The sequence below is a fragment of the Microvirga sesbaniae genome, from assembly GCF_025460805.1.
In the GTDB taxonomy this organism is placed as follows: domain Bacteria; phylum Pseudomonadota; class Alphaproteobacteria; order Rhizobiales; family Beijerinckiaceae; genus Microvirga; species Microvirga sesbaniae.
Map to the genome: position 1 here is coordinate 15,272 of NZ_JAMXFJ010000032.1, position 22,195 is coordinate 37,466.

Genomic DNA, 22,195 nt, shown 5'->3' on the forward strand with positions numbered 1-22,195 from the left:
CGATCCATAAAGTTCAAAATCCTGTTCACGCTTGCGTCATGACCGAACCCTCCGCCTCCACTCCCGGGAATGCCCTGGCCCGCCTGACAGCGGCGCTGGGCTCCGATCGCGCGCGCAAGGGACCGCCGCCGGTCGAGCGCTGGAACCCGGCCTATTGCGGCGAGATCGACATGCGCATCGCAGCCGACGGGACGTGGCATTACATGGGCACCCCCATCAACCGTCCGGCTCTCGTGAGGCTGTTCTCGACGGTGCTGCGCAAGGATCCGGAGCGCTACGTGCTCGTCACCCCGGTCGAACGGGTCGGCATCACGGTCGAGGATGCGCCGTTCCTCGCCGTCGAGATGGCCGTGGACGGCGACGGCGCAAGCCGCCAGATCGCCTTCCGGACCAATGTGGACGATCTCGTGCAGGTCGGGCCAGCGCATCCCCTGCGCTTCGAGCAGGACGCCAGCGGCGGGGTCAAGCCCTCCGTGAAGATCCGAGGGGATCTGTGGGCGCGGGTGACGCGCTCCCTGGCGCTGGATCTCGTCGCCCTCGGCGAGGAACGGGATGTGGAAGGCGCTGCCACCTTCGGCGTCATGGCAGATGGCATGTTCTTTCCCATCGCTCCCGTCAGCGCTCTGGACGCCTTCTGATGCGGCTTGCTCCCCACGACGCGCCGGACTTCCTGACGCTGGCGGCCGAGCGTCTGCGGCCCGAGCCGCCGCATCCCGAGGAGGCGCTCGCCAACCCGCGCGGCGACCACAGCCTCGACGACGTGCCCCTGGTCCACCCCCTGACGCCGAAGCCGGCCGCGGTCCTCGTTCCGGTCGTCATGCGGGCGGAACCGATGCTGCTCCTGACCGAGCGCTCCGCTCAGCTGCGCCAGCATTCCGGGCAGATCGCCTTTCCGGGCGGGCGGGTCGACCCGGAGGACGCCTCGGTCCTGGCGGCGGCCTGCCGCGAGGCCATGGAGGAGATCGGCCTCGACAGCCGCTTCATCGTTCCGCTCGGCTACCTGGACGCCTACCTGTCCACGACGAATTATCTCGTCATGCCCGTGGTGGCGCGGGTCTCCCCTTCCTACAGCCTCAACCTCAACCACGACGAGGTGGCCGAGACCTTCGAGGTGCCGCTCGGCTTCCTCATGGATCCCTCCCGCCATGAGCTCCATTCCCGCGAATGGAAGGGAAGGGTGCGGCGCTACTATGCAATGCCCTACGAGGGACGCTACATCTGGGGCGTGACGGCGGGCATCATCCGCAATCTGTACGAGAGGCTCTACGGTTCATGACGCGGGCAGTTGTCCAGGGATTGGTTCTGTTCCTCCTGCCCTTCGTTCTCTTCGGCGTCTACCTGGTCGTCCGTCGCCGCAACCCGCTGATCTGGTCGCACTGGAGCGACCAGTCGCTCTGGCTCGCCATCGCGGGCTTGAGCTTCGTGATCGCCTCGCTGGTCGCGACCGGCCTCCTGGTCGACCGCGAGACGGGCACCTATGTGCCGACCCATGTGGAAAACGGACGGGTCGTCCCGGGACATTTCGAGTGATGGAAACCCTCGATCGACAGGCCCTGCTCGGCCTTCTTGACCGTCCGCCCCTGCGCCGCCTCCTGGAGGCCTTCAATGACGGCGCCGAGGAGACGCGCATCGTGGGCGGGGCCGTGCGCAACGCCCTGCTCGGGCGGCCCGTGACGGAGGTGGACTGCGCCACGACCATGCGGCCCGATGCCATCGTCGAGCACGCGAAGGCGGCCGGGTTCAAGGCGGTGCCGACCGGGATCGAGCACGGCACGATCACCGTGATCGCCGACGGCGAGCCTTACGAAATCACGACCCTGCGCGAGGATGTGGAGACCGACGGGCGTCACGCGGTCGTGCATTTCGGACGCGATTTCGCGCTCGACGCGAGGCGCCGCGACTTCACCATCAACGCTCTCTCGCTCGGCCTCGACGGGCGGCTCCACGACTACACGGACGGCCTGGCCGATCTGGCGGCCCGACGGGTCCGGTTCATCGGCGATGCCCGGACCCGCATCCGCGAGGATTATTTGCGGATCATGCGCTTCTTCCGGTTTCACGCGGAATATGCGCAGGCCGATCCGGACCCGGAGGGGCTCGCCGCGGCCGGGGCCGAGCGGCAGGGATTGGAGATCCTCTCCCGGGAGCGGATCCGGCATGAGCTCTTCAAGCTCCTGGTCGCCCGGCGGGCGAAGGACACGATCGGCGTCCTGGCCGATCACGGCTTTCTCCCGTGGCTTCTGGGCGGCGCCGCCGAGTTCGGCCGCTTCGGCCGCGTGGAGGTCTCCGACGCGAAAAGCCCCGTCCCGGTCTGGCGTCTGGCCGCGCTCGCGGTGATGGTCGAAGAGGATGCCGACCGCCTGCGGGAGCGCCTGCGTCTGTCGAACGACGAGCACCGGAAGCTCGTCGCCTATGCGCGCCTTCTGAGCCTCGTGAAGACCTGGGCCCTGCCGCTCGACGCCGGCGCCATCCGCCGCCTGGCGGCGGATCACGATGTGGAGGCCCTCGACACCGTCCTGGCGGCGACCGCCGGCGAGCCATTCCCGATCGTCCGTGCCGACGCCCGCGAGGCGCTCGAACGCTACCGCACCGGGGCCGAGCCTGTGCCGGTCTTCCCCCTGCGGGGAGGCGACCTGGTCGGGAGCGGCATCCCGAAAGGGCCGAGGATCGGTGAATTGCTCGCGCAGGCCCGCCAGGCCTGGCTGGCGGAGGGCTGCCGAACCGACGAAGCCTCCGCGAAGGATCTGCTCAGGCGGGTGCTGAAGCAGGCTTAAAGCATCTTTTCACGTCCGATAGTCCGGCCCCTGTCTCCATCCCGGGACATGACCAGCCGGCCGTGCCATTCGCCCCGTCATCACCGGCACAAGGCCGGTGATGACGGGGCGGGTGAGATGGGACGGTGGTGACACCCTCCCCATGTCATGGCCGGGCTCGTCCCGGCCATCCCGATACGAAAGGCGCTGCGCCCTACAGAAGCGAGATCGCCGGCACGCGCCCGGGGGATGATGCCGTGACGGCGTCGATGTCGGACGGCTGCGCTTCCCCGTGGCGGCTGGCGTTATGGCCACCGCACCGTCGGCGGCATGGACGAGAGGATCGACGCGATGTTGCCGCCCGTCCTCAGCCCGAAGATCGTGCCGCGGTCGTAGAGCAGGTTGAACTCCACGTAGCGCCCGCGCCGCACCTGCTGCTCGATCCGGTCCTCGTGCGTCCAGGGGCGTGCGACGTTGCGCCGGACGATCTCGGGATAGACCGTGAGGAAGGCCTCGCCCACGTGCCGGGTGAACGCGAAGTCCTCGTCCGGATCCCCGGTCCAGTGATAGTCGTAGAAGATGCCCCCGACGCCGCGCGGCTCGTTGCGGTGCTTGAGGTGAAAGTACTCGTCGCACCACGCCTTGTATTTCTCGTAGGAGCCTTCGGGCGCATGGACGCGGCAGGCCTCTTCCATCGCGGCGTGAAACGCGACCGTATCCGGATCGTCCTGCGTCCGCCGCCGGTCGAGCACGGGCGTGAGGTCCGCCCCGCCGCCGAACCAGGGCTTGGAGGTCACCACGAAGCGGGTGTTCATATGCACCGTTGGAACGTTCGGGTTCCAGGGATGCGCGATGAGCGAAAGGCCGGCAGCCCAGAAGCGGGGATCCTGATCCGAGCCCGGAATCTGGCCGCGGAACTCCGGCGCGAACTCGCCGTGCACGGTCGAGACATGCACGCCCACCTTCTCGAACACGCGGCCGCGCATCATGGACATGACGCCGCCGCCGCCGGGGGCGCCGCTGTGATCCTTGCGCTCCCAGGGCGTGCGTTCGAACCGGCCGGGGTCGGAGGCCTCGGGGGGGAGGGGGCCCGCGACCTCGTCCTCGAGCGCCTCGAACGCGGCGCAGATGCGGTCGCGCAGCAGGGCGAACCAGATGGGAGCCTCTGCCTGCAGGCGTTCGACGGTTGTCGTATCGGTCATGATGGTTCCGCTTCAGGTTTCGGACGGAGCCGGATGGGGAAACCCGTTGGTCTGCCGCAGGGCCTCGCCGAGGATCATGGCGGCCGTTACGGCGACGTTCAGGGAGCGCAGGCCGGTCTGCATCGGGACAGCGACCCGGGCGTCGGCCGCCTGATGGACCTCCTCCGGGACGCCGGCGGATTCCCGGCCGACCAGAATGACGTCGTCGGGCCGGTAGGCGAGTTCCGTGTAGGCGAGCGCGCCCTTCGTGGTCGCCAGGATCAGCCGGCCCCCGGCTTCCTGCCGCCAGGCCTCGAAGGTGCGCCAGGACATGTGCCGGGTGATCGTCACATGGTTGAGGTAATCCATGCCCGAGCGGCGCAGGTTGCGGTCGGAGACGTCGAAGGCCGCAGGTTCGATGATCTCCACCGGCACGCCGAGGCAGGCGGCCAGGCGCAGCATGGTCCCGGTGTTCTGCGGAATGTCGGGCTGGTAGATGGCGAGACGGGGCATGGGTCCGTCATCGGAGGAACGGGCTCCGTCGTCAAGGGAGCCTCAGGGCCATTTGCCCCGGCGGCATTTGCGCCACAAGCTGGAACAACTCCAATCCGGCTATGGACAGGCGGGCTTGGCCGTGCCAAAGAGCCACCGCGCGGCGACTCCCAGTCGCATTGCGCGCGCGTCGCCGCGCATGCTTGTTCCATTTTGGACCTCGTGTGCCAAATGCCTTGGTTCCCAAGGGATTGCCGATGCGCGGTTCTCGTTTTTTGATCAATGCTGGAGAGCCAAGTGGCCGAGACCACCACTCATGTCGCTGAGCCGACACGGCGCGATTTCCTTTATATCGCCACGGGCGCAGCTGCCGTCGTCGGCGGAGCCACCCTGGTATGGCCCTTCGTCCAGTCCCTGGCGCCCGACGCGGCGACGGTGGCGGCCGGCGCCCCCGTCGAGGTCGACCTGACCCCCATCGCGGAAGGGCAGATCGTCAAGGTTTTCTGGCGCGGCAAGCTGATCTTCATCCGTCACCGCACGGCCGAGGAGATCAAGGCCGCCGAGGACGTGAACGTGGCCTCCCTGCGCGACCCGCAGCCCGACTCGGCCCGCGTGAAGGAAGGCCATGCCCAGTGGCTCATCGTTTACGGCAACTGCACCCATCTCGGCTGCGTGCCGCTGGGCCAGCAGGGCGAGTATCACGGTTGGTTCTGCCCTTGCCACGGCTCGATCTTCGACACCTCCGGCCGCGTCCGCGGCGGCCCGGCGCCGATCAACCTGCCGATCCCGCCCTATACCTTCGCGTCCGACACCAAGATCGTGATCGGCCAAGAGGCCACGGCGTAACCTAAGCGACGATCAGGCGATATCATGAGCGACCATCCCACAACTTACGTTCCCAAGAGCGCCTTCGGTAAGTGGTTCGAGAGCCGCCTGCCCATCGCAGGCCTCATCCACTCGTCCTTCATCGCGTTCCCGGTTCCGCGGAACCTGACCTATTTCTGGACCTTCGGCGCCATCCTGGTGTTCATGCTCGTCGCGCAGATCGTGACCGGCGTGTTCCTGGCCATGTACTACACGCCGAACGCCGGCATGGCTTTCCAGTCCGTCGAGCACATCATGCGCGACGTGAACTACGGCTGGCTGATCCGCTATCTGCACGCCAACGGCGCGTCGATGTTCTTCGTGGCCGTCTACGTCCACATCTTCCGGAACTTCTACTACGGCTCCTACAAGGCCCCCCGCGAGGTTCTCTACATCCTCGGCGTGATCATCTTCCTCTTGATGATGGCCACGGCCTTCATGGGCTACGTGCTTCCCTGGGGCCAGATGAGCTTCTGGGGCGCCACCGTGATCACGAACCTCTTCTCGGCGATCCCGCTCGTCGGCGAGACCATCGTGAGCTATCTCTGGGGCGGCTACTCGGTGGGCAACCCGACCCTGAACCGCTTCTTCTCCCTGCACTACCTGCTGCCCTTCATGATCGCGGGCGTCGTGATCCTGCACATCTGGGCGCTGCACGTGCCGGGCCAGAACAACCCGACCGGCATTCCGATCAAGTCGGGCAAGGACGCGGTTCCGTTCACCCCCTACGCGACGATCAAGGACATCTTCGCCGTCGTGGTGTTCATGATCTTCTTCGCCTACTGGGTGTTCTACATGCCCAACTACCTGGGCCATGCGGACAACTACATCCCGGCGAACCCGGCCGTGACGCCCGCGCACATCGTTCCCGAATGGTACTTCCTGCCGTTCTACGCGATCCTGCGCGCCATCCCGGACAAGCTCGGCGGCGTCATCGCCATGGGCTCGGCCATCGTGATCTGGTGCTTCATGCCCTGGCTCGACACCTCCAAGGTGCGCTCCACGGCCTACCGCCCGCTCTACAAGCAGTTCTTCTGGATCTTCGTGATCGTGTGCTTCCTGCTCGGCTGGCTGGGTTCCCGCCCGGCCGAGGGCTGGTACGTGATCGCCTCCCAGATCTGCACGGCCTACTACTTCGCCCACTTCCTGATCATTCTGCCGGTGCTCGGCTTCGTCGAGCGTCCGCTGCCTCTGCCGAATTCGATCCTCGAATCCGTCATGGGCGTGCAGAAGGGCGGGGCTGGTATTCCGGCCGGCGCCAATGCCGAGCCGCATTCCAAGGGCTGATGCGAGAGTCGAGGAAACACAGACAATGATGAAGCGTACTCTTCTCATCGCAGCCGCCGTTCTCGGCTTGTCCGCTCCGGCCTTCGCTGCCGGCGAGACCCCGGTCCCGCCGCAGCTCAAGTGGAGCTTCCAGGGGCCGTTCGGCAAGTTCGACCGGGCCCAGCTCCAGCGCGGCTTCAAGGTCTACCGGGAGGTCTGCGCCTCCTGCCATTCCCTGAACTACGTGGCCTTCCGCAACCTGCACCAGCCCGGCGGCCCGGAATTCTCCGAGGCCCAGGTCCGCGCGCTCGCGGCGGAGTACAAGGTCCAGGACGGCCCGAACGAGGCCGGCGACATGTTCGAGCGCCCCGGGCGCCCGGCCGACCGCTTCCCGGCACCGTTCCCGAACGAGAACGCCGCGGCTTCCGCCAACGGCGGCAAGGCTCCCCCGGACCTGTCCCTGATGCCCAAGGCCCGCACCTACGAGCGCGGCTTCCCCTGGTTCATCACCGATGTGTTCCGTCAGTACTCGGAGAACGGCGCGGATTACGTGACCGCGCTGCTGACCGGCTACGAGGAGGCCCCCCAGGGCTTCACGGTGCCCCAGGGCGGTCACTACAACCACTACTATCCGGGTCACGTGATCGCCATGCCGAAGCCGCTCAGCGACGGCCAGGTGGAGTATCCGAAGAATGAGGCCGGCCAGCCGCAGGTGCCGGAAACCGTCGATCAATACGCCCGCGACGTGACGGCCTTCCTCACCTGGACGGCTGAACCGCACCTCGAGGCCCGCAAGCGCCTCGGCTTCCAGGTCATCCTGTTCCTGCTCGTCCTGTCCGGCCTGCTCTACTTCACCAAGAAGAAGGTCTGGGCCCGGGTGGGCGGCGAGGTCGAAGGCCACGCGACGCCTCCGATGACCCACAACCCCTAAGGATCAAGGCCCCGGTTTCCGGGGCCTTTTTCGTTTCAGGCGACTTCGACCGGAGAGGCGTCCAGGCCGACCACCATGCTGCAGACCATCGCCGACGACATCTGGGGCACGGATTGCCTCGCCTACCACGTGCAACCCAGCCTGGAGCCCGAAACCCGGGCGGCCTTCGAGCGGGTGCAGCAGGCCTTCGCTGGGCTCTGGCCGGAGCCCCTGCATGTCGGCCCCAAGCACGGCCTGCATGTGACCATCTATCCGCTCGTGACCGTCAGGGGCGGCTTCGACAAGGATGCCTACTGGCAGAGCATCGCCCAGCACAGCGAGAGAATTCTGGAGGAGCTCTGCACGGGTCATCGGGCCTTGGAGCTGCGCTTCTCCCGCCTGAAGGTGACGGACACGGCCATCATCGCGACGGCCACCGACGAAACAGGCCTCATCCAGGCCATCCGGGACAGGATCGTGCGCGACATTCCTCCACCGCCGGGGGCGAGCCCGATCATCTACGACCTGATCCATTCCACGCTTGCGCGCTACAGGACGAGCACCGCCATCCCGGACGACGCAGTGGCGCGCGTCGAGAACCTGCCGGTCTCCATCACGGCGCCCGTCACCCGGATCAGGCTCGTGCGCGAGACGCTCTTTCCCTGCCTCGCGACGGACGAGATCGCGTCTATTCCCCTGGGACGCGAGGAGGCTGCGAGGACGGCCCGGAGGCCACCGGGGTGACGGTCTGCGGTGCCGCGCGCGGTTGCGGGACGGGATCGTAGGGATAGACGCGCTGGCTCCGGAGCAGGATGAGCGATTGCGCGATCAGGGACCGGCTGTACCGGATCTGCTCGCGGGTCAGGGCCGCGAGGGTATGAGAGACGCCGATCGCCGTGGAGCAGCGTCGGGTCGCATTGCCGGTCTTGTCGTTCATCGGGGGAGCATACTGTCCCGTTCGCCGCCTGCATTCACCTAGATCAATCGCACGATCCCGATACGGGACTTGGGACCCGGCCCGCACTCGTCTATGAAACGGAACGGGCGGAGAGCCCGGAAACGGGGAGGGCGCGCGATGGCGAAATCGGTTCTAGGCATCATCGGCGGGTCGGGGGTCTACGACCTGCCCGGGCTCGAGGACATGCGCGAAGAGCGCATCGATTCGCCCTGGGGCGAACCCTCGGACGTTCTGCGCGTCGGACGCATCGGGACGACCGAGATCGCCTTCCTGCCGCGCCATGGGCGGGGGCACCGCCTCCCCCCGTCCGACATCAACTACCGGGCGAATATCGACGTGATGAAGCGCGCCGGGGTCACCGACCTGATCTCGGTCTCGGCCTGCGGGTCGTTCAAGGACGAGTTCTATCCGGGCTTCTTCGTGCTGGTGGACCAGTACGTGGACCGCACGCATCGCCGCGAAAGCTCCTTCTTCGGCCGGGGCTGCGTCGCCCATGTGCCCATGGCCCACCCGGTCGGGCCGCTGCTGCGCCAGCACATCGCCGACGCGGCGGTGGCCGAGAAGATCCCGTTCGCCCTCGGGGGCACGCTGGTGTGCATGGAGGGGCCGCAATTCTCCACCTATGCCGAATCCATGACCTACAAGAAGCTCGGCTACGACGTGATCGGCATGACGGCCATGCCGGAGGCCAAGCTCGCCCGCGAGGCCGAGATCACCTACGCGACCATCGCCATGGTGACCGATTTCGATTGCTGGCATCCCGAGCACGACAACGTCGACGTGGCGTCCGTGGTCGCGGTCGCCCACCAGAACGCCGCGAAGGTGGCCCGCCTGATCGCCCGCATCGCCCGCGACTTCCCGGCCGAGCACGAGCCATGCCCCGTGGGCTCCGACCGGGCCCTCGACGGGGCCATCATGACGGCCCCGTCGGCCCGGGATCCGGAGCTTCTGAAAAAGTTGGATGCGGTGGCCGGACGGGTGCTAAACCCTTGAGCGCGCGATCGCCGGATTCCTGCGGGAACGAAGCCGGCGGACCCATCCCTTTCGATACCCAGGCAGGCTTGACCTCATGGACCAGCGTCTCATCACCGACCTGAAGGCCGCGATCCGCTCGATCCCGGACTATCCGAAGCCCGGCATCGTGTTCCGTGACATCACGACCCTTCTGGGCGACGCGCGGGCCTTCCGGCGCTCCGTGGACGAGCTCGTCCATCCGTTCGCCGGCGGACGCGTCGACAAGGTCGCGGGCATCGAGGCGCGGGGCTTCATCCTCGGCGGCGCCATCGCGCATCAGCTCTCCTCGGGCTTCGTGCCGATCCGCAAGAAGGGCAAGCTCCCCCACGAGACTGTGCGCATCGCCTATTCGCTCGAATACGGCGTCGACGAGATGGAGATCCACACGGACGCCATCGGCCAGGGCGAGCGGGTCATCCTCGTCGACGACCTCATCGCCACGGGCGGCACGGCCGTCGCGGCGACCCGGCTCCTGCGCCAGATGGGCGCCAACATCGTGGCCGCGTGCTTCATCATCGACCTGCCGGATCTCGGCGGCGCCGCGAAGCTCCGGGACCTCGGCGTCGAGGTGCGCAGCCTCGTGAGCTTCGAGGGACATTGAGGAGCCGGCGATGGCAAGCGAGCGCCTCCTGGGAGCGCTGGAGTTCCTGCGCGAAGCGGAGCGGCTCAAGAGCACTCTGCGCAGCGGCTTCACGTCGACGGGCCGGCCCGAGAGCACGGCCGAGCATACTTGGCGCCTGTGCCTCATGGCGCTGGTGTTCTCGGACGAGCTCGGGGACGTCGATCCCCTGCGCCTCATCAAGCTCTGCATCGTTCATGACCTCGGCGAGGCCCTGAGCGGAGACATTCCCGCCGTTCTGCAGACGGACGGGTTCGACAAGTCCGCTCGGGAAAGGGCGGACCTCGAGGAGCTGACCAGGGCGCTCCATCCGGCGAAACGGGCCGAGATCCTGGCCCTGTGGGAGGAGTACGAGGCGGCCTCGTCGCCCGAGGCCGTTCTCGCCAAGGGGCTCGACAAGCTGGAGACGATCCTCCAGCACAACCAGGGCCGGAACCCCGCAGATTTCGACTACGCGTTCAATCTCGATTACGGGCGCAAGCAGACCTCCGCTCACCCGGTTCTCGCCGAGATCCGCGTCCTGCTCGACGAGGAGACGCGGGCCAGGGCCGACGCTTCGAAGGCGGGTTAGAGCATTTTCCGGTGAAATGGATCCGGTTCACCGTCAGAAAATGCGGCTCGGCAAAGAAGAGAGCTGCTTCCACGTGAGTGGAAGCAGCTCTAGTCCCGCCGCTCCCAGAATACCATCCCGTCGAACGCGAACACCTCTTCGCCGTGCTGGTTCGTGCCCGTGTTGTGGTGGAACACCAGGCCCCAGCCGGGGCGGGACGCGGAGGCGCGCTTGGCCGTCACGGTGGACCGGTAGGCGATCGTGTCGCCCGCATAGACGGGCTTGAGCCATTTCAAGTTGGTGAAGCCCGGCGAGGGGCCCAGCCGGGCCGGCCGCTGGCCATGGCTCAGCGCGTAGTCCCGGATGCGGTCGCGGTGGCCGACCATGTGCTTCATCCACACGCTCGCCGTATGCCAGCCGGAGGCGCACAGGGCGCCGAACAGGCTGTCCTTGGCGGCCTCCGCGTCCACGTGGAAGCGCTGTGGATCGAACTGCCGGGCGAAGGCCACGATGTCGTCGGGCGCGAAGGTGTACGAGCCGAGCTCGTCCGTCTCGCCGACGACGAGATCCTCGAAGTACGGATTGGCCGAGACCGGCGGGATCTCCCGCGCCGGCACCGCGCCGGGCAGGGCGTCCGCCGCAGCCGCCAGGGCGTTGCGGCCGCCGCTGAACGGCTCGGCGTCCCGGGTCGCGAACATCACCCAGTTGGTCTGGGTCAGGACGGGCTCGTCGGCCTGGTTGAGCATGTCGAAATGTAACCGCACGAGGCCGAGCGAGGGCCTGCTCCTGGAGGCGCGGCTCTCCAGGACCTTCATGCGCGAGCGCAGGGTGTCGCCGGGCCGCACGGGCTTCAGCCACTTCACCTCCTCGATGCCCGGCGAGCCCATGGAGGACGAATCGAGGACCAACCCGTCGGCGAACAGGCGCATGTTCAGGCTGCAGCTGTGCCAGCCCGAGGCGATCAGCGTGCCGATGAAGCTGTCCTTGGCGGCGATCTCGTCTACGTGGAAGGGCTGCGGATCGTATTCGCGGGCGAAGGTCATGACATCGTCCTTCGACACCGTGAGCGGGCCGAAGGTTTCGGTCAGGCCGGGCGGAAGATCTTCGAACGTGCGCATGAGCATTCCCTTGTCGGGGCCTGCCCTAGCACAACGCCTCCGCCATGGGGAGGCTTGCCGCCGCAACCGCGGCCTGACTTTCGGAGGGTGTCCGGGCTGCCCGCCTCAGGGGGAAAACTGCCCGGCCGCGTTGTGCGCGAGCCGGATCGGCTCCGGCAGGCGATATTTCGGGCAGCAGCGCAGGACGAGTTCGGCCGCGGTCGGAATATCGGCCAGGTGTCCGGGCGAGATGAACATCGGGTTCTTGGCCGTCCGGGTGCGCAGCGCCACCCCGATGGTCTCCTTACGGTCGACCAGGGGAGCGGCGGCGCCTTTCTCCTCCGCCAGGTCCTTGTAGCGCCCGCACAGGAGCGTCTTGCCGCAGCCGACGGTCGGGCGCTGCAGCCACAGGCCCATGTGACTGGCGATCCCGACCCGGCGGGGATGGGCGATGCCCATGCCGTCGAACAGGAAGACGTCCGGCTCGGATTTCAGCGTCTCGAACGCCTCTTCGAGCACGGGGCCCTCGCGGAAGCTCAGGAGGCCCGGCACATAGGGAAAGGGCGTCGGGCGCCGGGCCAGGACGGTTTCCACCGGCAGGAAACCCGGAAAGGTGACCACCACGATGGCGGCCTGCGACTGCTCGTTCTTCACGCTCACGTCGACCCCGGCCACGAGCTGCACCCGATCGAGATCGATCGGTCGGTCGGACACCACTTCCGTTCTCAGCTGGTGCTGGAGGGCGATGGCCTCGGAGGGCGTCAGGTTCCAGTCGTGGCGGTGGCGGAGCAGCATGATGGCCTATGAATGCGGACGAGGCGTCAACGCTCAAGGTTCCGGAACGATCCGGATTGATCTGGATCATCGCACTGGGGACAATTCGTCGTCTCTTAAGAAGGTTGACCCACACGGAGGCTTGAGGTGATCTCCTCCGCATCGAGCAGGAGACAGTCATTGGCTCATTCAGCCGCCACAGGCCGCAGCATTCCGATCATCAGCCCGGCCGAAGGCGTTTCGGAGGCGTTGATCCGGCAGCTCGTGGAAACCTTCTACGACCGGGTGATCCGCGATCCGGAACTCGGGCCGATCTTCCACGGCAAGCTCTCCGGCCGCTGGGCCCGGCACCTGGCCCTGATGGTGGATTTCTGGTCCTCGATCGCCCTGCGGACCGGCCGCTACCAGGGAAAGCCCCAGGCGGCGCATTTCGGTCTCGACCTCACGCCCGACCTGTTCGCCCGCTGGCTCCGGCTGTTCGAAGAGACGGCTCGGGAGATCTGCGCGCCGGACGTGGCGGCCTTCTTCGTCGACCGGGCGCGGCGCATCGCCGAGAGCCTGCAGATCGGCCTCGGGATCGGCCCGAAGGCGCTGCGTCTTCCCTGAAGCGGATTTACCGCTCCCACCATTCGAGCCCGTCGCCTCTCCGCTTGGGGAGCAGGGACGAGACGCCGATCATCACGAAACCGCAGGCCACGAGCACGCCGACGAAGAATTCGGCATTGCCGAGCCCGGGAGACACGAAGCTGTCGAACAAAGTCTGCATGGATCACATCCTCTACGCAGCCCTTTTCGCGGAATGGCCCTGAACGGACGACGAAGCCCGCGTTCAGGAAATGGTCAGGTTGGCGGTCCACGGCGTCATCGCCGGCCTGGTGCCGGTCCTGCTCAAGCATCGGACGTGTCATCGACCTCACGCCCGATGCTCGAGGCTTCTGTTTCAAAGCATCTTTTCACGCCAAACCGGTTCCCACTTTCGCGCCCGATGCTCGAGGCTTTTGTTGTGGAGCATCTTTTCACGCAAAACCGGTTCCCACTTTTGCGCCCGATGCTCTCACCCAGCGAGTCCCGCCGAGAACGGCACCCTCGCACGTCATGGCCGGGCCCGTCCCGGCCATCCCGACCAGAAAGACGCCGCGCCCGACAGAAACGGGATCACCGGCACGAGGCCGGTGATGACGGGTGGGCATCGTCTGCCGAACGGTTCAGGGGGAGGGTGGAGGCGGACGCCTCAGGTGTTGAACCGGAAGTGCATCACGTCGCCGTCCTGCACCGTATACTCCTTGCCCTCGAGCCGCAGCTTGCCCGCATCGCGGGCCCCGGCCTCGCCCTTGAGAGAGGTGTAGTCCGCATACGCGATGGTTTCGGCGCGGATGAAGCCCTTCTCGAAATCCGTGTGGATGACGCCCGCGGCGGCCGGCGCCTTGGTGCCCCGGGTGATCGTCCAGGCGCGGGCCTCCTTGGGCCCGACCGTGAAGTAGGTGATCAGGCCGAGAAGGTCGTAGCCGGCGCGGATCACCCGGTTGAGGCCGGGCTCCTCGAGGCCGACGGCGTCGAGATAGTCCTTCTGCTCCTCGGGGGGCAGAACCGCGATCTCGCTTTCGATCTTGGCCGAGACGACCACGGCCTTGGCATCCTCTTCCCTGGCGCGCTCGAAGACGCGGGCGGAGAACTCGTTGCCCTTGTCGGCGGAGGCTTCCTCCACGTTGCAGACGTACAGGACGGGCTTGGACGAGAGCAGGCCGAGCATCTGGAACAGGCGCTCCTCCTCGACCTTCCGCTCCACCAGACGGGCGGGCTTGCCCTCGCGCAGGAGCGGCAGGGTGCGGTTGACGAGGTCGAGGGTCTCCTTGGCCTCCTTGTCGTTGCCCTTGGCCTTCTTCTCGAGGGCCGTGACGCGCTTCTCCAGGCTGTCGAGGTCGGCCAGCATCAACTCGGTCTCGATGGTCTCGATATCCGCGATGGGATCGATCTTGCCCTCGACATGGGTGATGTCCGTGTCCTCGAAGCAGCGCACCACATGGGCGATGGCGTCGACCTCGCGGATATTGGCCAGGAACTGGTTGCCGAGGCCTTCGCCCCGCGACGCGCCGCGCACGAGGCCCGCGATATCCACGAAGGTGAGGCGGGTCGGGATGATCTGCGCCGAGCTGGCGATGCCCGCGAGCCGGTCGAGCCGCTCGTCCGGCACCGCCACGTCGCCCACGTTGGGCTCGATGGTGCAGAACGGGTAATTGGCGGCCTGCGCGGCCGCGGTCTGCGTCAAAGCGTTGAAGAGGGTGGACTTGCCCACGTTCGGCAGGCCGACGATGCCCATCTTGAAGCCCATGGCCTCACTCCTTGCATGGCCGGCATCCGCGCCGGCGTGATTGTCGAATTACGTGGCCTTTTCTCCAGGCCGCTTCACGTCCGCCCAGCCTCTCGCCTCCATGGCCAGGTGGACCTTGTTCTGAAAGCTTCCGTCCTCACCCTTGGCGAGAAGGGCCGCATGGTCCGCGATGATCCGGCACAGATCGTCGACCCAGGCCTCCTCGCCCTTGCCGAAGTCGCCCAGCACATGGTTCTGCACGAGCGCCTTGTGGCCGGGATGGCCGATGCCGAGCCGCACGCGGCGGTAATCGTTGCCGCAATGGGCCGAGATCGAGCGCAGGCCGTTGTGGCCGGCATTGCCGCCCCCGATCTTCACGCGCAGCTTGGCGGGCGGAAGATCGAGCTCGTCGTAGAAGACCGTCACGTCGTGCAGCGGGATCTTGAAGAAGTTCTGCGCTTCCCCCACGGCTTGGCCGGACAGGTTCATGTAGGTCTGCGGCTTGATCAGCAGAACCTTCTCGCCGCCGATCACCGCGTCGGCCGCCTCCGCATGGAAGCGCTTGCGCCAGGGCCCGGCGTTGTTCGCGCGCGCGATCTCGTCCACGGCCATGAAGCCGATGTTGTGGCGGTTCCGCGCGTAGCGGGATCCGGGATTGCCGAGACCGACGAAGAGACGCATCGCTTGGTCCTGCTCATAAGAAACGCTCCGGCCTTGCGGTCGGAGCGTCGAAGCCGATCGATGGGCTTGACCGCCCGATGGCCTTAGGCCGCAGCCGTGCCCTCGGCGGCCGGAGCCGGAGCCTCTTCCGTGAGGCCGGTCGGGGCCACCACGGTGACGAGGGTGAGGTTCTCGGCGGAGGTCGCCTTGGCGCCGTTCGGCAGCTTGATGTCGGCGAGATGGATCGAGGAGCCGATGTCGAGACCCTCGACGGACGCCTCGATGTAGTCCGGGATCGCGTCGGAGGGAACGAGCAGTTCCACCGAGTGCTCGACGACCTGGAGCGTGCCGCCGCGCTTCACGCCGGGGCTCTTCTCCTGGCCCACCACGTGCACCGGGACCACGACCTTGATCGCCTGGCCCTGCGAGAGGCGCAGGAAGTCGACATGGATCGGGAAGTCACGCACCGGGTCGAGCTGGTAGTCGCGCGGAATGGCGCGGACCGTCTGGCCGTCCACGTCGATCTCGAAGATCGTGGTCAGGAAGTGACCGGCGAAGATCAGCTGCTTGGTCTGGTTGAAGTCGAGGGCGATCGCCTGGGCCGACTGGCCGGCTCCGTAGATGACGGCGGGAACTTGGCCTTGGCGACGAACGGCCCGGGCGGCCCCCTTGCCGGCCCGGTCGCGCGCCACGGCCTTGATTTGCTTTACTTCGCTCATGGTCGTGGTCCTTTGAAGTGAGTTTAAAAACCGATGGCCGCCCAGGCTTCTCGAGAAACCTACCGGCGGCCATGAGGTCGGCGCCCGTGCCTCCAAGGGTGTCGAGCGGGCGCGAGGCGGCTTATAGGGGAAAGCGCCCCGGAATGCAAGGTAAGCCCGGCCGGGTATGGCGCACCCGGTCATCACCGGGCTTTTCGGATCGGGATGGCCGGCAAGAGGCGGGTGATGACCGGACGGCCATGACGTGTGGAGGGTGTTGTCACGGCTCATGCCACCCTCGACGTCATCACCGGGCTCGTCCCGGTGATCCCGATCGGAAGAGCGGAGGGTGCCATGGCGTGTGGAGGGTGTTCGCACCGCCTCACACATACACCACGTCATCACCGGGCTTGTCCCGGTGATCCCGCCTCCGTAGAGCGCCGCGCCCTTCCGATCGGGATGGCCGGCACAAGGCCGGCCATGACGTGCGGAGGTGGCAGGGAGGGCGGAGGGTGCCATGACGTGGGGAGGGTGTTCGCACCGGGCCACACACACACCACGTCATCACCGGGCTCGTCCCGGTGATCCCGCTTCCGTAGGGCGCCGCGCCTCACCGGATCGGGATGGCCGGCACGAGGCCGGTGATGACGTACGGAGGGTGTTAGGACGGCTGGAGTCGCGCGGCGGTTTTACCACTCCCGGCCACCGGCATCCCGCTGTTGGCCGCTCATTCAAGGGAGCCGCCGATGGAACTGTAGCTTACAGCGCCCTGGGCGACGCATTGTCGAAATTCCATGGCTCCTCGGACTTGATCGAAGCCATGTGCCTGAGTCCCGACATAGAAGACAGGCGGGTCGATCACCCGATGCTGCGGAATTCCGGCTTCTACAAGCTGTGAGGAGAGCATGGCTTATGTAATGATGCAACGTATCGCAATCGACATAAAGCAAACGTCTGAGCCTGTCCATAAAGGATCCTTCGGACTTGGTCGAAGGGTTCATGCAAAGGGGGAAGGCGACACGCTCTAGTCGAACAGGCTCGACACCGAGCTTTCCGTCGCCGTACGGCCGATGGCCTCGCCCATCAGGGACGCGATGGAGATGACCCGGATGTTGTGGGCGACCTTCACGGCCTCGGTGGGCATGATCGAGTCGGTGATCACGAGCTCCTTCAGCCGTGAGCCCGCGATGCGGGCCACCGCGCCGCCCGAGAGAACCCCGTGGGTGATGTAGGCGTAGACTTCCTTCGCTCCGTTGGCCAGGAGCGCGTCGGCGGCGTTCACCAGGGTGCCGCCGGAATCCACGATGTCGTCGACCAGGATGCAGGAGCGGCCCGACACGTCGCCGATGATGTTCATCACTTCCGACTCGCCCGGGCGCTCGCGGCGCTTGTCCACGATGGCGAGCGGCGCATCGATGCGCTTGGCGAGCGCTCGGGCGCGCACCACGCCGCCCACGTCGGGCGAGACCACCATGCGGTTGCCACCGTCGAGATGCTCCTTGATGTCGCGCGCCAGGGTCGGGGCGGCGAACAGGTTGTCGGTCGGAATGTCGAAGAAGCCCTGGATCTGACCGGCATGGAGGTCGAGGGTCAGAACGCGGTCGACGCCCGCATGGGCGATGATGTTGGCCACGAGCTTGGCCGAGATCGGCGTGCGGGCGGCGGGCTTGCGGTCCTGCCGAGCGTAGCCGAAATAGGGGATCACCGCCGTGATGCGGCGGGCCGAGGCCCTGCGCAGGGCATCGCTGATGATCAGAAGCTCCATCAGGTGGTCGTTCGTCGGGAACGAGGTCGACTGGAGGATGAACACATCCTCGCCGCGCACGTTCTCCTGGATCTCGACGAAGACTTCCATGTCCGCGAAGCGCCGCACCTGGGCCTTGGCGAGCGGAACGTTGAGATAGGCGGAGATGGCCTCCGCCAGCGGACGATTGGAATTTCCCGCAACGAGTTTCATGCAAGCAACTTTGGCTTCGAGTGACCGATCACACCCGCTGCGCAATGCCATAATCCCTGCACGGCTGGGCGCAAGGCTCTTAGCAGCGATATGAAACCGTCACAATACATGGAGGGCTTCCGATGCGCTGCAAGTTTGGCGCGCCGCCATGCAGTCACTGCATCGCAACAGGGGGTTCGTCGCCCGAGACCTCCGCCGTCTGAATAGGTGCTTCCGAGGTGGCCTGCGCATCGGGGCCGCTCTCGGACTTGGACGCCGTCAGGAATTCGGCGATCTCGTCCATGCTCGCCTGGGCGAGCTTCGCCAGCGCCGCCTTGTCGAGGGCCGAGATGGAGGAGGCGGGCGCCGGGCTCGATCCGGCCAGGCGCTTGGCCCGACGCTTCTGGGCATCGAACACGTCCCAGACATAGGCCACCTTGGTTTCCCCATCCTCGGTCGAGGTCGACAGATAGCCGCGGACCCGGTAGCGCGCCTGGGCGCTGGCGCCGACGAGATCGACCTTGCGGTCGGTGGCCGCGCTGGTCAGCTCGTCGACGAGGGCCGTGCGGATCGGGGCCGGGGCGCCGTCGATGCTCTCCAGGGCGACCGGGACGCCTTCCGGCGATCCTCCGAGCGGGCCCTGGCAGGCTCCCAACGCCACCGTCAGGACCAGAGCGGCCAGCCGCCCCGCACGCGTCATCCCGTCCATGAGGCCCCCCGTTCTCGGTCTTCGTCACGAAGTCTTAAGCTTAACGGAGGGTTTCGTCCAGATCAGCCGCGCCGGCGCAGGCGGATCGCCAGCACGTCGAGGGCCAGCGTCGCGAGCCCGGCGGCCAGGCCCCAGAAGGCCGACCCGATGCCGAGGAGCGTCAGCCCGGAGGCCGTGACCGCGAAGGTGACGACGGCGGGAAATCGTTTCGCCTCCTCGGCGAGGGCCGACCCGAGGGCGCCCAGGAAGGCCCCCATGAGGGCCAGGCCGGCGACGGTCTTGATCAGCTCCGGGGGGAGGGCGGCGATCAGCCCGATGAGCGCGGCGCTGAAGGCGGCGAACACCAGATAGCTCAGCGTGTAGAACGGGCCGACCATCCAGCGCTTCTTCGGGTCCGGATGGGTGTCGGGTCCGGTGCAGATCGCGGCCGAGATGGCCGCGAGATTGCTCGTATGGGCGCCGAAGAAGGCGGTGACGATCGAGGCCAGTCCCGTCACGGCGAGGATCGGGCCCGCGGGCGGCTCGTAGCCGGACGCCTTGAGCACGGCCAGGCCCGGCAGGTTCTGGGACGCCATCGTGACCAGGAACAGGGGCAGGCCGAGGCCGATCAGGGCCGTGGGGTCCCAGGCCGGAGCGATGAAGGTGAGGGTGGACAGGGTGAGGTCGGATGCGAGCGGCCGGGCCATGCCGCCGCCGAAGGCGAGAGCGAGCCCCACGAGGAGCACCGCCAGCACGGCGAGGGCGGGATTGACCAGGCGAACCACCAGGAAGATGCCGACGAGGGGCAGGACCAGGCCCGGTGCCCCTTGGGCGCTCTGGAAGACCCCGACCACGAACTGGAGCAGGACGCCCGCCAGCATGGCCGCCGCGATGGCCGTGGGGATGCGCTCGATCAGCCGTCCGAACGGCCTGACGAGACCCGTCAGCACGATGAGGCCGCCGGCGAGCAGGAAGGCCCCGACCGCCGCATGGATCGAGATGCCGCTGGAAGAGGCGATCAGCGCCGCCCCGGGGGTCGACCAGGCGGTGACCACGGGCATGCGGTAGCGCACGCTCAAGGTGCCGCTGGTGGCCGCCATGGCCAGGCACAGGGCCGCCACCCAGGACGAGGTCTCGGCCGCGTCGGCCCCTACCGCCTGGGCGGCCGCGATGATGATGGCGATCGTGCTGCCGAACCCCACCAGGGCCGCGACGACGGCTGACGTGACGATCGACAGGCGCATGACCGGCTCCGCAGGCGTTCGAGGAGCTTAGCCGTGTAAACCGAACGGCCGGGCTGCGCCAGTTCGTCGGCGGCACTTTCCTCGGGACTCCCGAGCCCTTAAATCTCCCCCATGAGTCGCAACACCACCAACGACGTTCCGCCGGACATTCTGGACAACGAGGAGGACGAGGAGGCCGTCGCCGTCGAGAGCGGCTCGGATGTCGAGTTCGACCTGGAAGCCAATCCGGGCTCGGTCCAGCGCGGCACCGAGGTCATCCGGCATTTCTGGACGACCCTTCCCAACGCGCCCGGCGTCTACCGGATGCTCGATGCCAAGGGCGACGTGCTCTATGTGGGCAAGGCGAAGAGCCTGAAGAACCGGGTCGGCTCCTATGCCCGGGGACAGGCCCATTCGAACCGCATCGCCCGCATGATCGGCGAGACCGCCTCGATGGAGTTCGTCACCACGGCGACGGAGACCGAGGCGCTGCTGCTCGAGGCCAACCTCATCAAGCAGCTCAAGCCGCGCTACAACGTGCTCCTGCGGGACGACAAGTCTCTGCCCTACATCCTGCTCACGGCCGATCACGAGGCGCCGCAGCTCGTGAAGCATCGCGGCGCGAGGAAGCGCAAGGGCGATTATTACGGCCCCTTCGCCAGCGTGTGGGCCGTGAACCGCACCATCAACGCGCTGCAGCGCGCGTTCCTGCTGCGCTCCTGCAACGACAGCTATTACGAGAACCGCACGCGGCCCTGCCTGCTCTATCAAATCAAGCGCTGCTCGGGCCCCTGCACGAACGAGATCCCGCGGGAGGATTACGCCGAGCTGGTCTCCGAGGCGCGCGCATTCCTGTCGGGCAAGTCGAACGCGGTCAAGCAGCGCATCACGGACGAGATGCAGGCCGCCGCCGAGGAGCTCGAGTTCGAGCGCGCCGCGCGCTGCCGCGACCGCCTCGCGGCGCTGTCGGCCATCCAGGGCGTTCAGGGCATCAACACCCAGTCGGTCGAGGAGGCGGACGTGTTCGCGCTCGACGAGCAGGCGGGTCAGTTCTGCGTCGAGGTGTTCTTCTTCCGGAACTGGCAGAACTGGGGCAACCGCGCCTATTTCCCGAAGGCGGACAAGTCCATGAGCCGGGAAGAGGTCCTGAGCTCGTTCATGGCGCAGTTCTACGACGACAAGCCCGCGCCCCGCCTCATCCTGCTCTCGCACGAGATCGAGGATTCCGAGCTGATGGCGGCGGCGCTGTCGACCCGCGCGGAGGCCAGGGTCGAGATCCACGCGCCCCAGCGCGGCGAGCGGCGGCAGCTCATCGAATACGCCCTGCGCAACGCCCGCGAGGCGCTGGCCCGGCGTCTGGCCGATACCTCGTCGCAGCAGAAGCTCCTCGTGTCCCTGGGGCAGGCCTTCGGACTGCCGAAGGCGCCGAAGCGCGTGGAGGTCTACGACAATTCGCACATCATGGGCACCAACGCGGTCGGCGCCATGGTGGTGGCGGGCGCCAACGGCTTCATGAAGCAGCATTACCGGACCTTCAACATGAAGTCCGAGGACCTCAAGCCCGGGGACGATTACGGCATGATGCGCGAGATGCTGCAGCGCCGCTTCGCCCGCCTGGTGAAGGAGGAGCCGCGCGGCTCGGATGCACAATCGGGCGACGACGGCTTTCCCGCCTGGCCCGACCTGGTGCTGATCGACGGCGGCAAGGGGCAGCTGGAGGCGGCCCGCCAGGCCCTCGCCGAGGTGGGCGTCAGCGAGGACGACGTGGCCCTGGTCGGCATCGCCAAGGGGCGCGACCGGGATGCCGGCCGCGAAACCTTCTTCAAGCCGGGCCAGCCGCCCTTCAAGATGCCGCCGCGGGATCCCGCGCTCTACTTCGTCCAGCGCCTGCGCGACGAAGCCCACCGATTCGCCATCGGGGCGCACCGCGCCAAGCGCAAGCGCGAGCTGGTGAAGAATCCCCTCGACGAGATCCCGGGCATCGGTCCGACCCGCAAGCGGGCGCTCCTGCACCATTTCGGCACCGTCAAGGCGATCCAGCGGGCCGCCCTCGAGGACCTGATGAAGGCGCCGGGCGTCAATGCCGCCACGGCCCGCGCGGTCTACGATTTCTTCCACGAGAGGGGATAGGGGTGAGCGTCCGAAGGGTCATGGGGGCTTCCCTCACATTGCCGTGTTCGCCGGATGGCGGTGCGCAACCGGGA

25 protein-coding genes are annotated in these 22,195 nt (G+C 67.1%); 13 read left to right on the forward strand and 12 right to left on the reverse strand.

Annotation, left to right across the window (positions count from 1 at the left end; genetic code table 11):
* Positions 1–38: 38 nt before the first annotated feature.
* From OCW50_RS26350 to OCW50_RS26365, 4 genes are read left to right on the forward strand one after another with little or no spacing between them, the layout of a single operon-like run.
* Positions 39–638 (forward strand): DUF1285 domain-containing protein, encoded by a 600-nt coding sequence (locus OCW50_RS26350; RefSeq protein WP_262299621.1) that lies wholly within the window; start codon positions 39–41, stop codon positions 636–638.
* Positions 638–1,276, forward strand: coding sequence for a CoA pyrophosphatase (locus tag OCW50_RS26355; RefSeq protein ID WP_262271573.1), 639 nt, complete (start codon positions 638–640; stop codon positions 1,274–1,276). Before OCW50_RS26350 ends, OCW50_RS26355 begins: the two co-directional genes overlap by 1 nt.
* Positions 1,273–1,530 (forward strand): DUF6111 family protein, encoded by a 258-nt coding sequence (locus tag OCW50_RS26360; protein ID WP_262271574.1) that lies wholly within the window; start codon positions 1,273–1,275, stop codon positions 1,528–1,530. The genes OCW50_RS26355 and OCW50_RS26360 overlap by 4 nt, the downstream gene beginning before the upstream one ends.
* Complete coding sequence (locus OCW50_RS26365; protein WP_262299622.1) at positions 1,530–2,774, forward strand: CCA tRNA nucleotidyltransferase; 1,245 nt, start codon at positions 1,530–1,532, stop codon at positions 2,772–2,774. The genes OCW50_RS26360 and OCW50_RS26365 overlap by 1 nt, the downstream gene beginning before the upstream one ends.
* A gap of 284 nt (positions 2,775–3,058) precedes the next feature.
* On the opposite strand, the gene hemF is transcribed toward OCW50_RS26365, so the two are convergent.
* Both hemF and OCW50_RS26375 read right to left on the reverse strand, forming a co-directional pair.
* Positions 3,059–3,955, reverse strand: coding sequence for an oxygen-dependent coproporphyrinogen oxidase (gene hemF, locus OCW50_RS26370; protein WP_262299623.1), 897 nt, complete (start codon positions 3,953–3,955; stop codon positions 3,059–3,061).
* Between the two features lie 12 nt (positions 3,956–3,967).
* Positions 3,968–4,447 carry a tRNA (cytidine(34)-2'-O)-methyltransferase gene (locus tag OCW50_RS26375; protein ID WP_262299624.1) on the reverse strand — a complete coding sequence of 160 codons (480 nt, stop codon included), beginning with the start codon at positions 4,445–4,447 and terminating at the stop codon, positions 3,968–3,970.
* A 261-nt stretch (positions 4,448–4,708) separates the two neighbouring features.
* Between OCW50_RS26375 and petA the strand changes: the two genes are divergently transcribed.
* The 4 genes from petA (at position 4,709) to OCW50_RS26395 (ending at position 8,210) form a co-directional block, all read left to right on the forward strand.
* Positions 4,709–5,272, forward strand: coding sequence for a ubiquinol-cytochrome c reductase iron-sulfur subunit (petA, locus tag OCW50_RS26380; RefSeq protein WP_173945706.1), 564 nt, complete (start codon positions 4,709–4,711; stop codon positions 5,270–5,272).
* Positions 5,273–5,296: 24 nt separating this feature from the next.
* On the forward strand, positions 5,297–6,577 hold the full coding sequence (locus OCW50_RS26385) for a cytochrome b (protein WP_262271578.1): 1,281 nt from the start codon (positions 5,297–5,299) through the stop codon (positions 6,575–6,577).
* A 25-nt stretch (positions 6,578–6,602) separates the two neighbouring features.
* A complete protein-coding gene (locus OCW50_RS26390) occupies positions 6,603–7,487 on the forward strand; it encodes a cytochrome c1 (protein ID WP_262299625.1) in 885 nt (294 codons plus the stop codon).
* A 75-nt stretch (positions 7,488–7,562) separates the two neighbouring features.
* On the forward strand, positions 7,563–8,210 hold the full coding sequence (locus tag OCW50_RS26395) for a 2'-5' RNA ligase family protein (RefSeq protein ID WP_262299626.1): 648 nt from the start codon (positions 7,563–7,565) through the stop codon (positions 8,208–8,210).
* On the opposite strand, the gene OCW50_RS26400 is transcribed toward OCW50_RS26395, so the two are convergent.
* Positions 8,155–8,403 (reverse strand): hypothetical protein, encoded by a 249-nt coding sequence (locus OCW50_RS26400; protein ID WP_262299627.1) that lies wholly within the window; start codon positions 8,401–8,403, stop codon positions 8,155–8,157. The two genes, OCW50_RS26395 and OCW50_RS26400, sit on opposite strands and share 56 nt — an antisense overlap.
* 138 nt (positions 8,404–8,541) lie before the next feature.
* Here OCW50_RS26400 and OCW50_RS26405 point away from each other — a divergent pair, with 138 nt between their 5' ends.
* The 3 genes from OCW50_RS26405 (at position 8,542) to OCW50_RS26415 (ending at position 10,628) form a co-directional block, all read left to right on the forward strand.
* The gene (locus OCW50_RS26405; RefSeq protein ID WP_262299628.1) at positions 8,542–9,417 is read left to right on the forward strand and encodes an S-methyl-5'-thioadenosine phosphorylase; all 876 of its coding nucleotides are present in this window, start codon (positions 8,542–8,544) and stop codon (positions 9,415–9,417) included.
* A gap of 76 nt (positions 9,418–9,493) precedes the next feature.
* Positions 9,494–10,039 carry an adenine phosphoribosyltransferase gene (locus tag OCW50_RS26410; RefSeq protein ID WP_262271582.1) on the forward strand — a complete coding sequence of 182 codons (546 nt, stop codon included), beginning with the start codon at positions 9,494–9,496 and terminating at the stop codon, positions 10,037–10,039.
* Positions 10,040–10,049: 10 nt separating this feature from the next.
* Positions 10,050–10,628, forward strand: coding sequence for an HD domain-containing protein (locus OCW50_RS26415; protein ID WP_262299629.1), 579 nt, complete (start codon positions 10,050–10,052; stop codon positions 10,626–10,628).
* An 89-nt stretch (positions 10,629–10,717) separates the two neighbouring features.
* Here the strand turns inward: OCW50_RS26415 and OCW50_RS26420 are convergent, their stop codons facing one another.
* A complete protein-coding gene (locus OCW50_RS26420) occupies positions 10,718–11,731 on the reverse strand; it encodes a MaoC family dehydratase (RefSeq protein WP_262299630.1) in 1,014 nt (337 codons plus the stop codon).
* A gap of 99 nt (positions 11,732–11,830) precedes the next feature.
* Positions 11,831–12,499, reverse strand: a complete 669-nt coding sequence (nfi, locus tag OCW50_RS26425; protein ID WP_262299631.1) for a deoxyribonuclease V — start codon at positions 12,497–12,499, stop codon at positions 11,831–11,833.
* A 159-nt stretch (positions 12,500–12,658) separates the two neighbouring features.
* On the opposite strand from nfi, the gene OCW50_RS26430 reads away from it, so the two are divergent.
* Positions 12,659–13,084: a group III truncated hemoglobin gene (locus tag OCW50_RS26430; RefSeq protein ID WP_262299632.1), complete on the forward strand. Its 426-nt coding sequence runs from the start codon at positions 12,659–12,661 to the stop codon at positions 13,082–13,084.
* A 7-nt stretch (positions 13,085–13,091) separates the two neighbouring features.
* Here the strand turns inward: OCW50_RS26430 and OCW50_RS26435 are convergent, their stop codons facing one another.
* The 7 genes from OCW50_RS26435 to OCW50_RS26465 form a co-directional block, all read right to left on the reverse strand.
* Positions 13,092–13,244 carry a hypothetical protein gene (locus tag OCW50_RS26435; protein ID WP_262271587.1) on the reverse strand — a complete coding sequence of 51 codons (153 nt, stop codon included), beginning with the start codon at positions 13,242–13,244 and terminating at the stop codon, positions 13,092–13,094.
* Between the two features lie 465 nt (positions 13,245–13,709).
* The gene (gene ychF, locus OCW50_RS26440) at positions 13,710–14,807 is read right to left on the reverse strand and encodes a redox-regulated ATPase YchF (RefSeq protein ID WP_262299633.1); all 1,098 of its coding nucleotides are present in this window, start codon (positions 14,805–14,807) and stop codon (positions 13,710–13,712) included.
* A 48-nt stretch (positions 14,808–14,855) separates the two neighbouring features.
* Entirely contained in the window at positions 14,856–15,467 is a 612-nt protein-coding gene (pth, locus tag OCW50_RS26445; protein WP_262271589.1) for an aminoacyl-tRNA hydrolase, read from the reverse strand.
* Between the two features lie 83 nt (positions 15,468–15,550).
* A complete protein-coding gene (locus OCW50_RS26450; RefSeq protein WP_262271590.1) occupies positions 15,551–16,165 on the reverse strand; it encodes a 50S ribosomal protein L25/general stress protein Ctc in 615 nt (204 codons plus the stop codon).
* Between the two features lie 1,003 nt (positions 16,166–17,168).
* Entirely contained in the window at positions 17,169–18,101 is a 933-nt protein-coding gene (locus tag OCW50_RS26455; protein ID WP_262271591.1) for a ribose-phosphate pyrophosphokinase, read from the reverse strand.
* Positions 18,102–18,255: 154 nt separating this feature from the next.
* Entirely contained in the window at positions 18,256–18,789 is a 534-nt protein-coding gene (locus tag OCW50_RS26460; RefSeq protein ID WP_262299634.1) for a hypothetical protein, read from the reverse strand.
* Between the two features lie 62 nt (positions 18,790–18,851).
* Positions 18,852–20,012 carry a benzoate/H(+) symporter BenE family transporter gene (locus OCW50_RS26465; RefSeq protein WP_262299635.1) on the reverse strand — a complete coding sequence of 387 codons (1,161 nt, stop codon included), beginning with the start codon at positions 20,010–20,012 and terminating at the stop codon, positions 18,852–18,854.
* A gap of 111 nt (positions 20,013–20,123) precedes the next feature.
* On the opposite strand from OCW50_RS26465, the gene uvrC reads away from it, so the two are divergent.
* Positions 20,124–22,121, forward strand: a complete 1,998-nt coding sequence (uvrC, locus tag OCW50_RS26470; protein WP_262271594.1) for an excinuclease ABC subunit UvrC — start codon at positions 20,124–20,126, stop codon at positions 22,119–22,121.
* The last annotated feature ends 74 nt before the right edge of the window (positions 22,122–22,195 follow it).

What these genes read in the sequence shown, in the direction of transcription:
- OCW50_RS26350 (WP_262299621.1), top strand. Translation starts at nt 39, where the DNA reads ATGACCGAACCCTCCGCCTCCACTCCCGGGAATGCCCTGGCCCGCCTG.
- OCW50_RS26355 (WP_262271573.1), top strand. Translation starts at nt 638, where the DNA reads ATGCGGCTTGCTCCCCACGACGCGCCGGACTTCCTGACGCTGGCGGCC.
- OCW50_RS26360 (WP_262271574.1), top strand. Translation starts at nt 1,273, where the DNA reads ATGACGCGGGCAGTTGTCCAGGGATTGGTTCTGTTCCTCCTGCCCTTC.
- OCW50_RS26365 (WP_262299622.1), top strand. Translation starts at nt 1,530, where the DNA reads ATGGAAACCCTCGATCGACAGGCCCTGCTCGGCCTTCTTGACCGTCCG.
- hemF (WP_262299623.1), bottom strand. Translation starts at nt 3,955, where the DNA reads ATGACCGATACGACAACCGTCGAACGCCTGCAGGCAGAGGCTCCCATC.
- OCW50_RS26375 (WP_262299624.1), bottom strand. Translation starts at nt 4,447, where the DNA reads ATGCCCCGTCTCGCCATCTACCAGCCCGACATTCCGCAGAACACCGGG.
- petA (WP_173945706.1), top strand. Translation starts at nt 4,709, where the DNA reads ATGCTGGAGAGCCAAGTGGCCGAGACCACCACTCATGTCGCTGAGCCG.
- OCW50_RS26385 (WP_262271578.1), top strand. Translation starts at nt 5,297, where the DNA reads ATGAGCGACCATCCCACAACTTACGTTCCCAAGAGCGCCTTCGGTAAG.
- OCW50_RS26390 (WP_262299625.1), top strand. Translation starts at nt 6,603, where the DNA reads ATGATGAAGCGTACTCTTCTCATCGCAGCCGCCGTTCTCGGCTTGTCC.
- OCW50_RS26395 (WP_262299626.1), top strand. Translation starts at nt 7,563, where the DNA reads ATGCTGCAGACCATCGCCGACGACATCTGGGGCACGGATTGCCTCGCC.
- OCW50_RS26400 (WP_262299627.1), bottom strand. Translation starts at nt 8,403, where the DNA reads ATGAACGACAAGACCGGCAATGCGACCCGACGCTGCTCCACGGCGATC.
- OCW50_RS26405 (WP_262299628.1), top strand. Translation starts at nt 8,542, where the DNA reads ATGGCGAAATCGGTTCTAGGCATCATCGGCGGGTCGGGGGTCTACGAC.
- OCW50_RS26410 (WP_262271582.1), top strand. Translation starts at nt 9,494, where the DNA reads ATGGACCAGCGTCTCATCACCGACCTGAAGGCCGCGATCCGCTCGATC.
- OCW50_RS26415 (WP_262299629.1), top strand. Translation starts at nt 10,050, where the DNA reads ATGGCAAGCGAGCGCCTCCTGGGAGCGCTGGAGTTCCTGCGCGAAGCG.
- OCW50_RS26420 (WP_262299630.1), bottom strand. Translation starts at nt 11,731, where the DNA reads ATGCTCATGCGCACGTTCGAAGATCTTCCGCCCGGCCTGACCGAAACC.
- nfi (WP_262299631.1), bottom strand. Translation starts at nt 12,499, where the DNA reads ATGCTGCTCCGCCACCGCCACGACTGGAACCTGACGCCCTCCGAGGCC.
- OCW50_RS26435 (WP_262271587.1), bottom strand. Translation starts at nt 13,244, where the DNA reads ATGCAGACTTTGTTCGACAGCTTCGTGTCTCCCGGGCTCGGCAATGCC.
- ychF (WP_262299633.1), bottom strand. Translation starts at nt 14,807, where the DNA reads ATGGGCTTCAAGATGGGCATCGTCGGCCTGCCGAACGTGGGCAAGTCC.
- pth (WP_262271589.1), bottom strand. Translation starts at nt 15,467, where the DNA reads ATGCGTCTCTTCGTCGGTCTCGGCAATCCCGGATCCCGCTACGCGCGG.
- OCW50_RS26450 (WP_262271590.1), bottom strand. Translation starts at nt 16,165, where the DNA reads ATGAGCGAAGTAAAGCAAATCAAGGCCGTGGCGCGCGACCGGGCCGGC.
- OCW50_RS26455 (WP_262271591.1), bottom strand. Translation starts at nt 18,101, where the DNA reads ATGAAACTCGTTGCGGGAAATTCCAATCGTCCGCTGGCGGAGGCCATC.
- OCW50_RS26460 (WP_262299634.1), bottom strand. Translation starts at nt 18,789, where the DNA reads ATGGACGGGATGACGCGTGCGGGGCGGCTGGCCGCTCTGGTCCTGACG.
- OCW50_RS26465 (WP_262299635.1), bottom strand. Translation starts at nt 20,012, where the DNA reads ATGCGCCTGTCGATCGTCACGTCAGCCGTCGTCGCGGCCCTGGTGGGG.
- uvrC (WP_262271594.1), top strand. Translation starts at nt 20,124, where the DNA reads ATGAGTCGCAACACCACCAACGACGTTCCGCCGGACATTCTGGACAAC.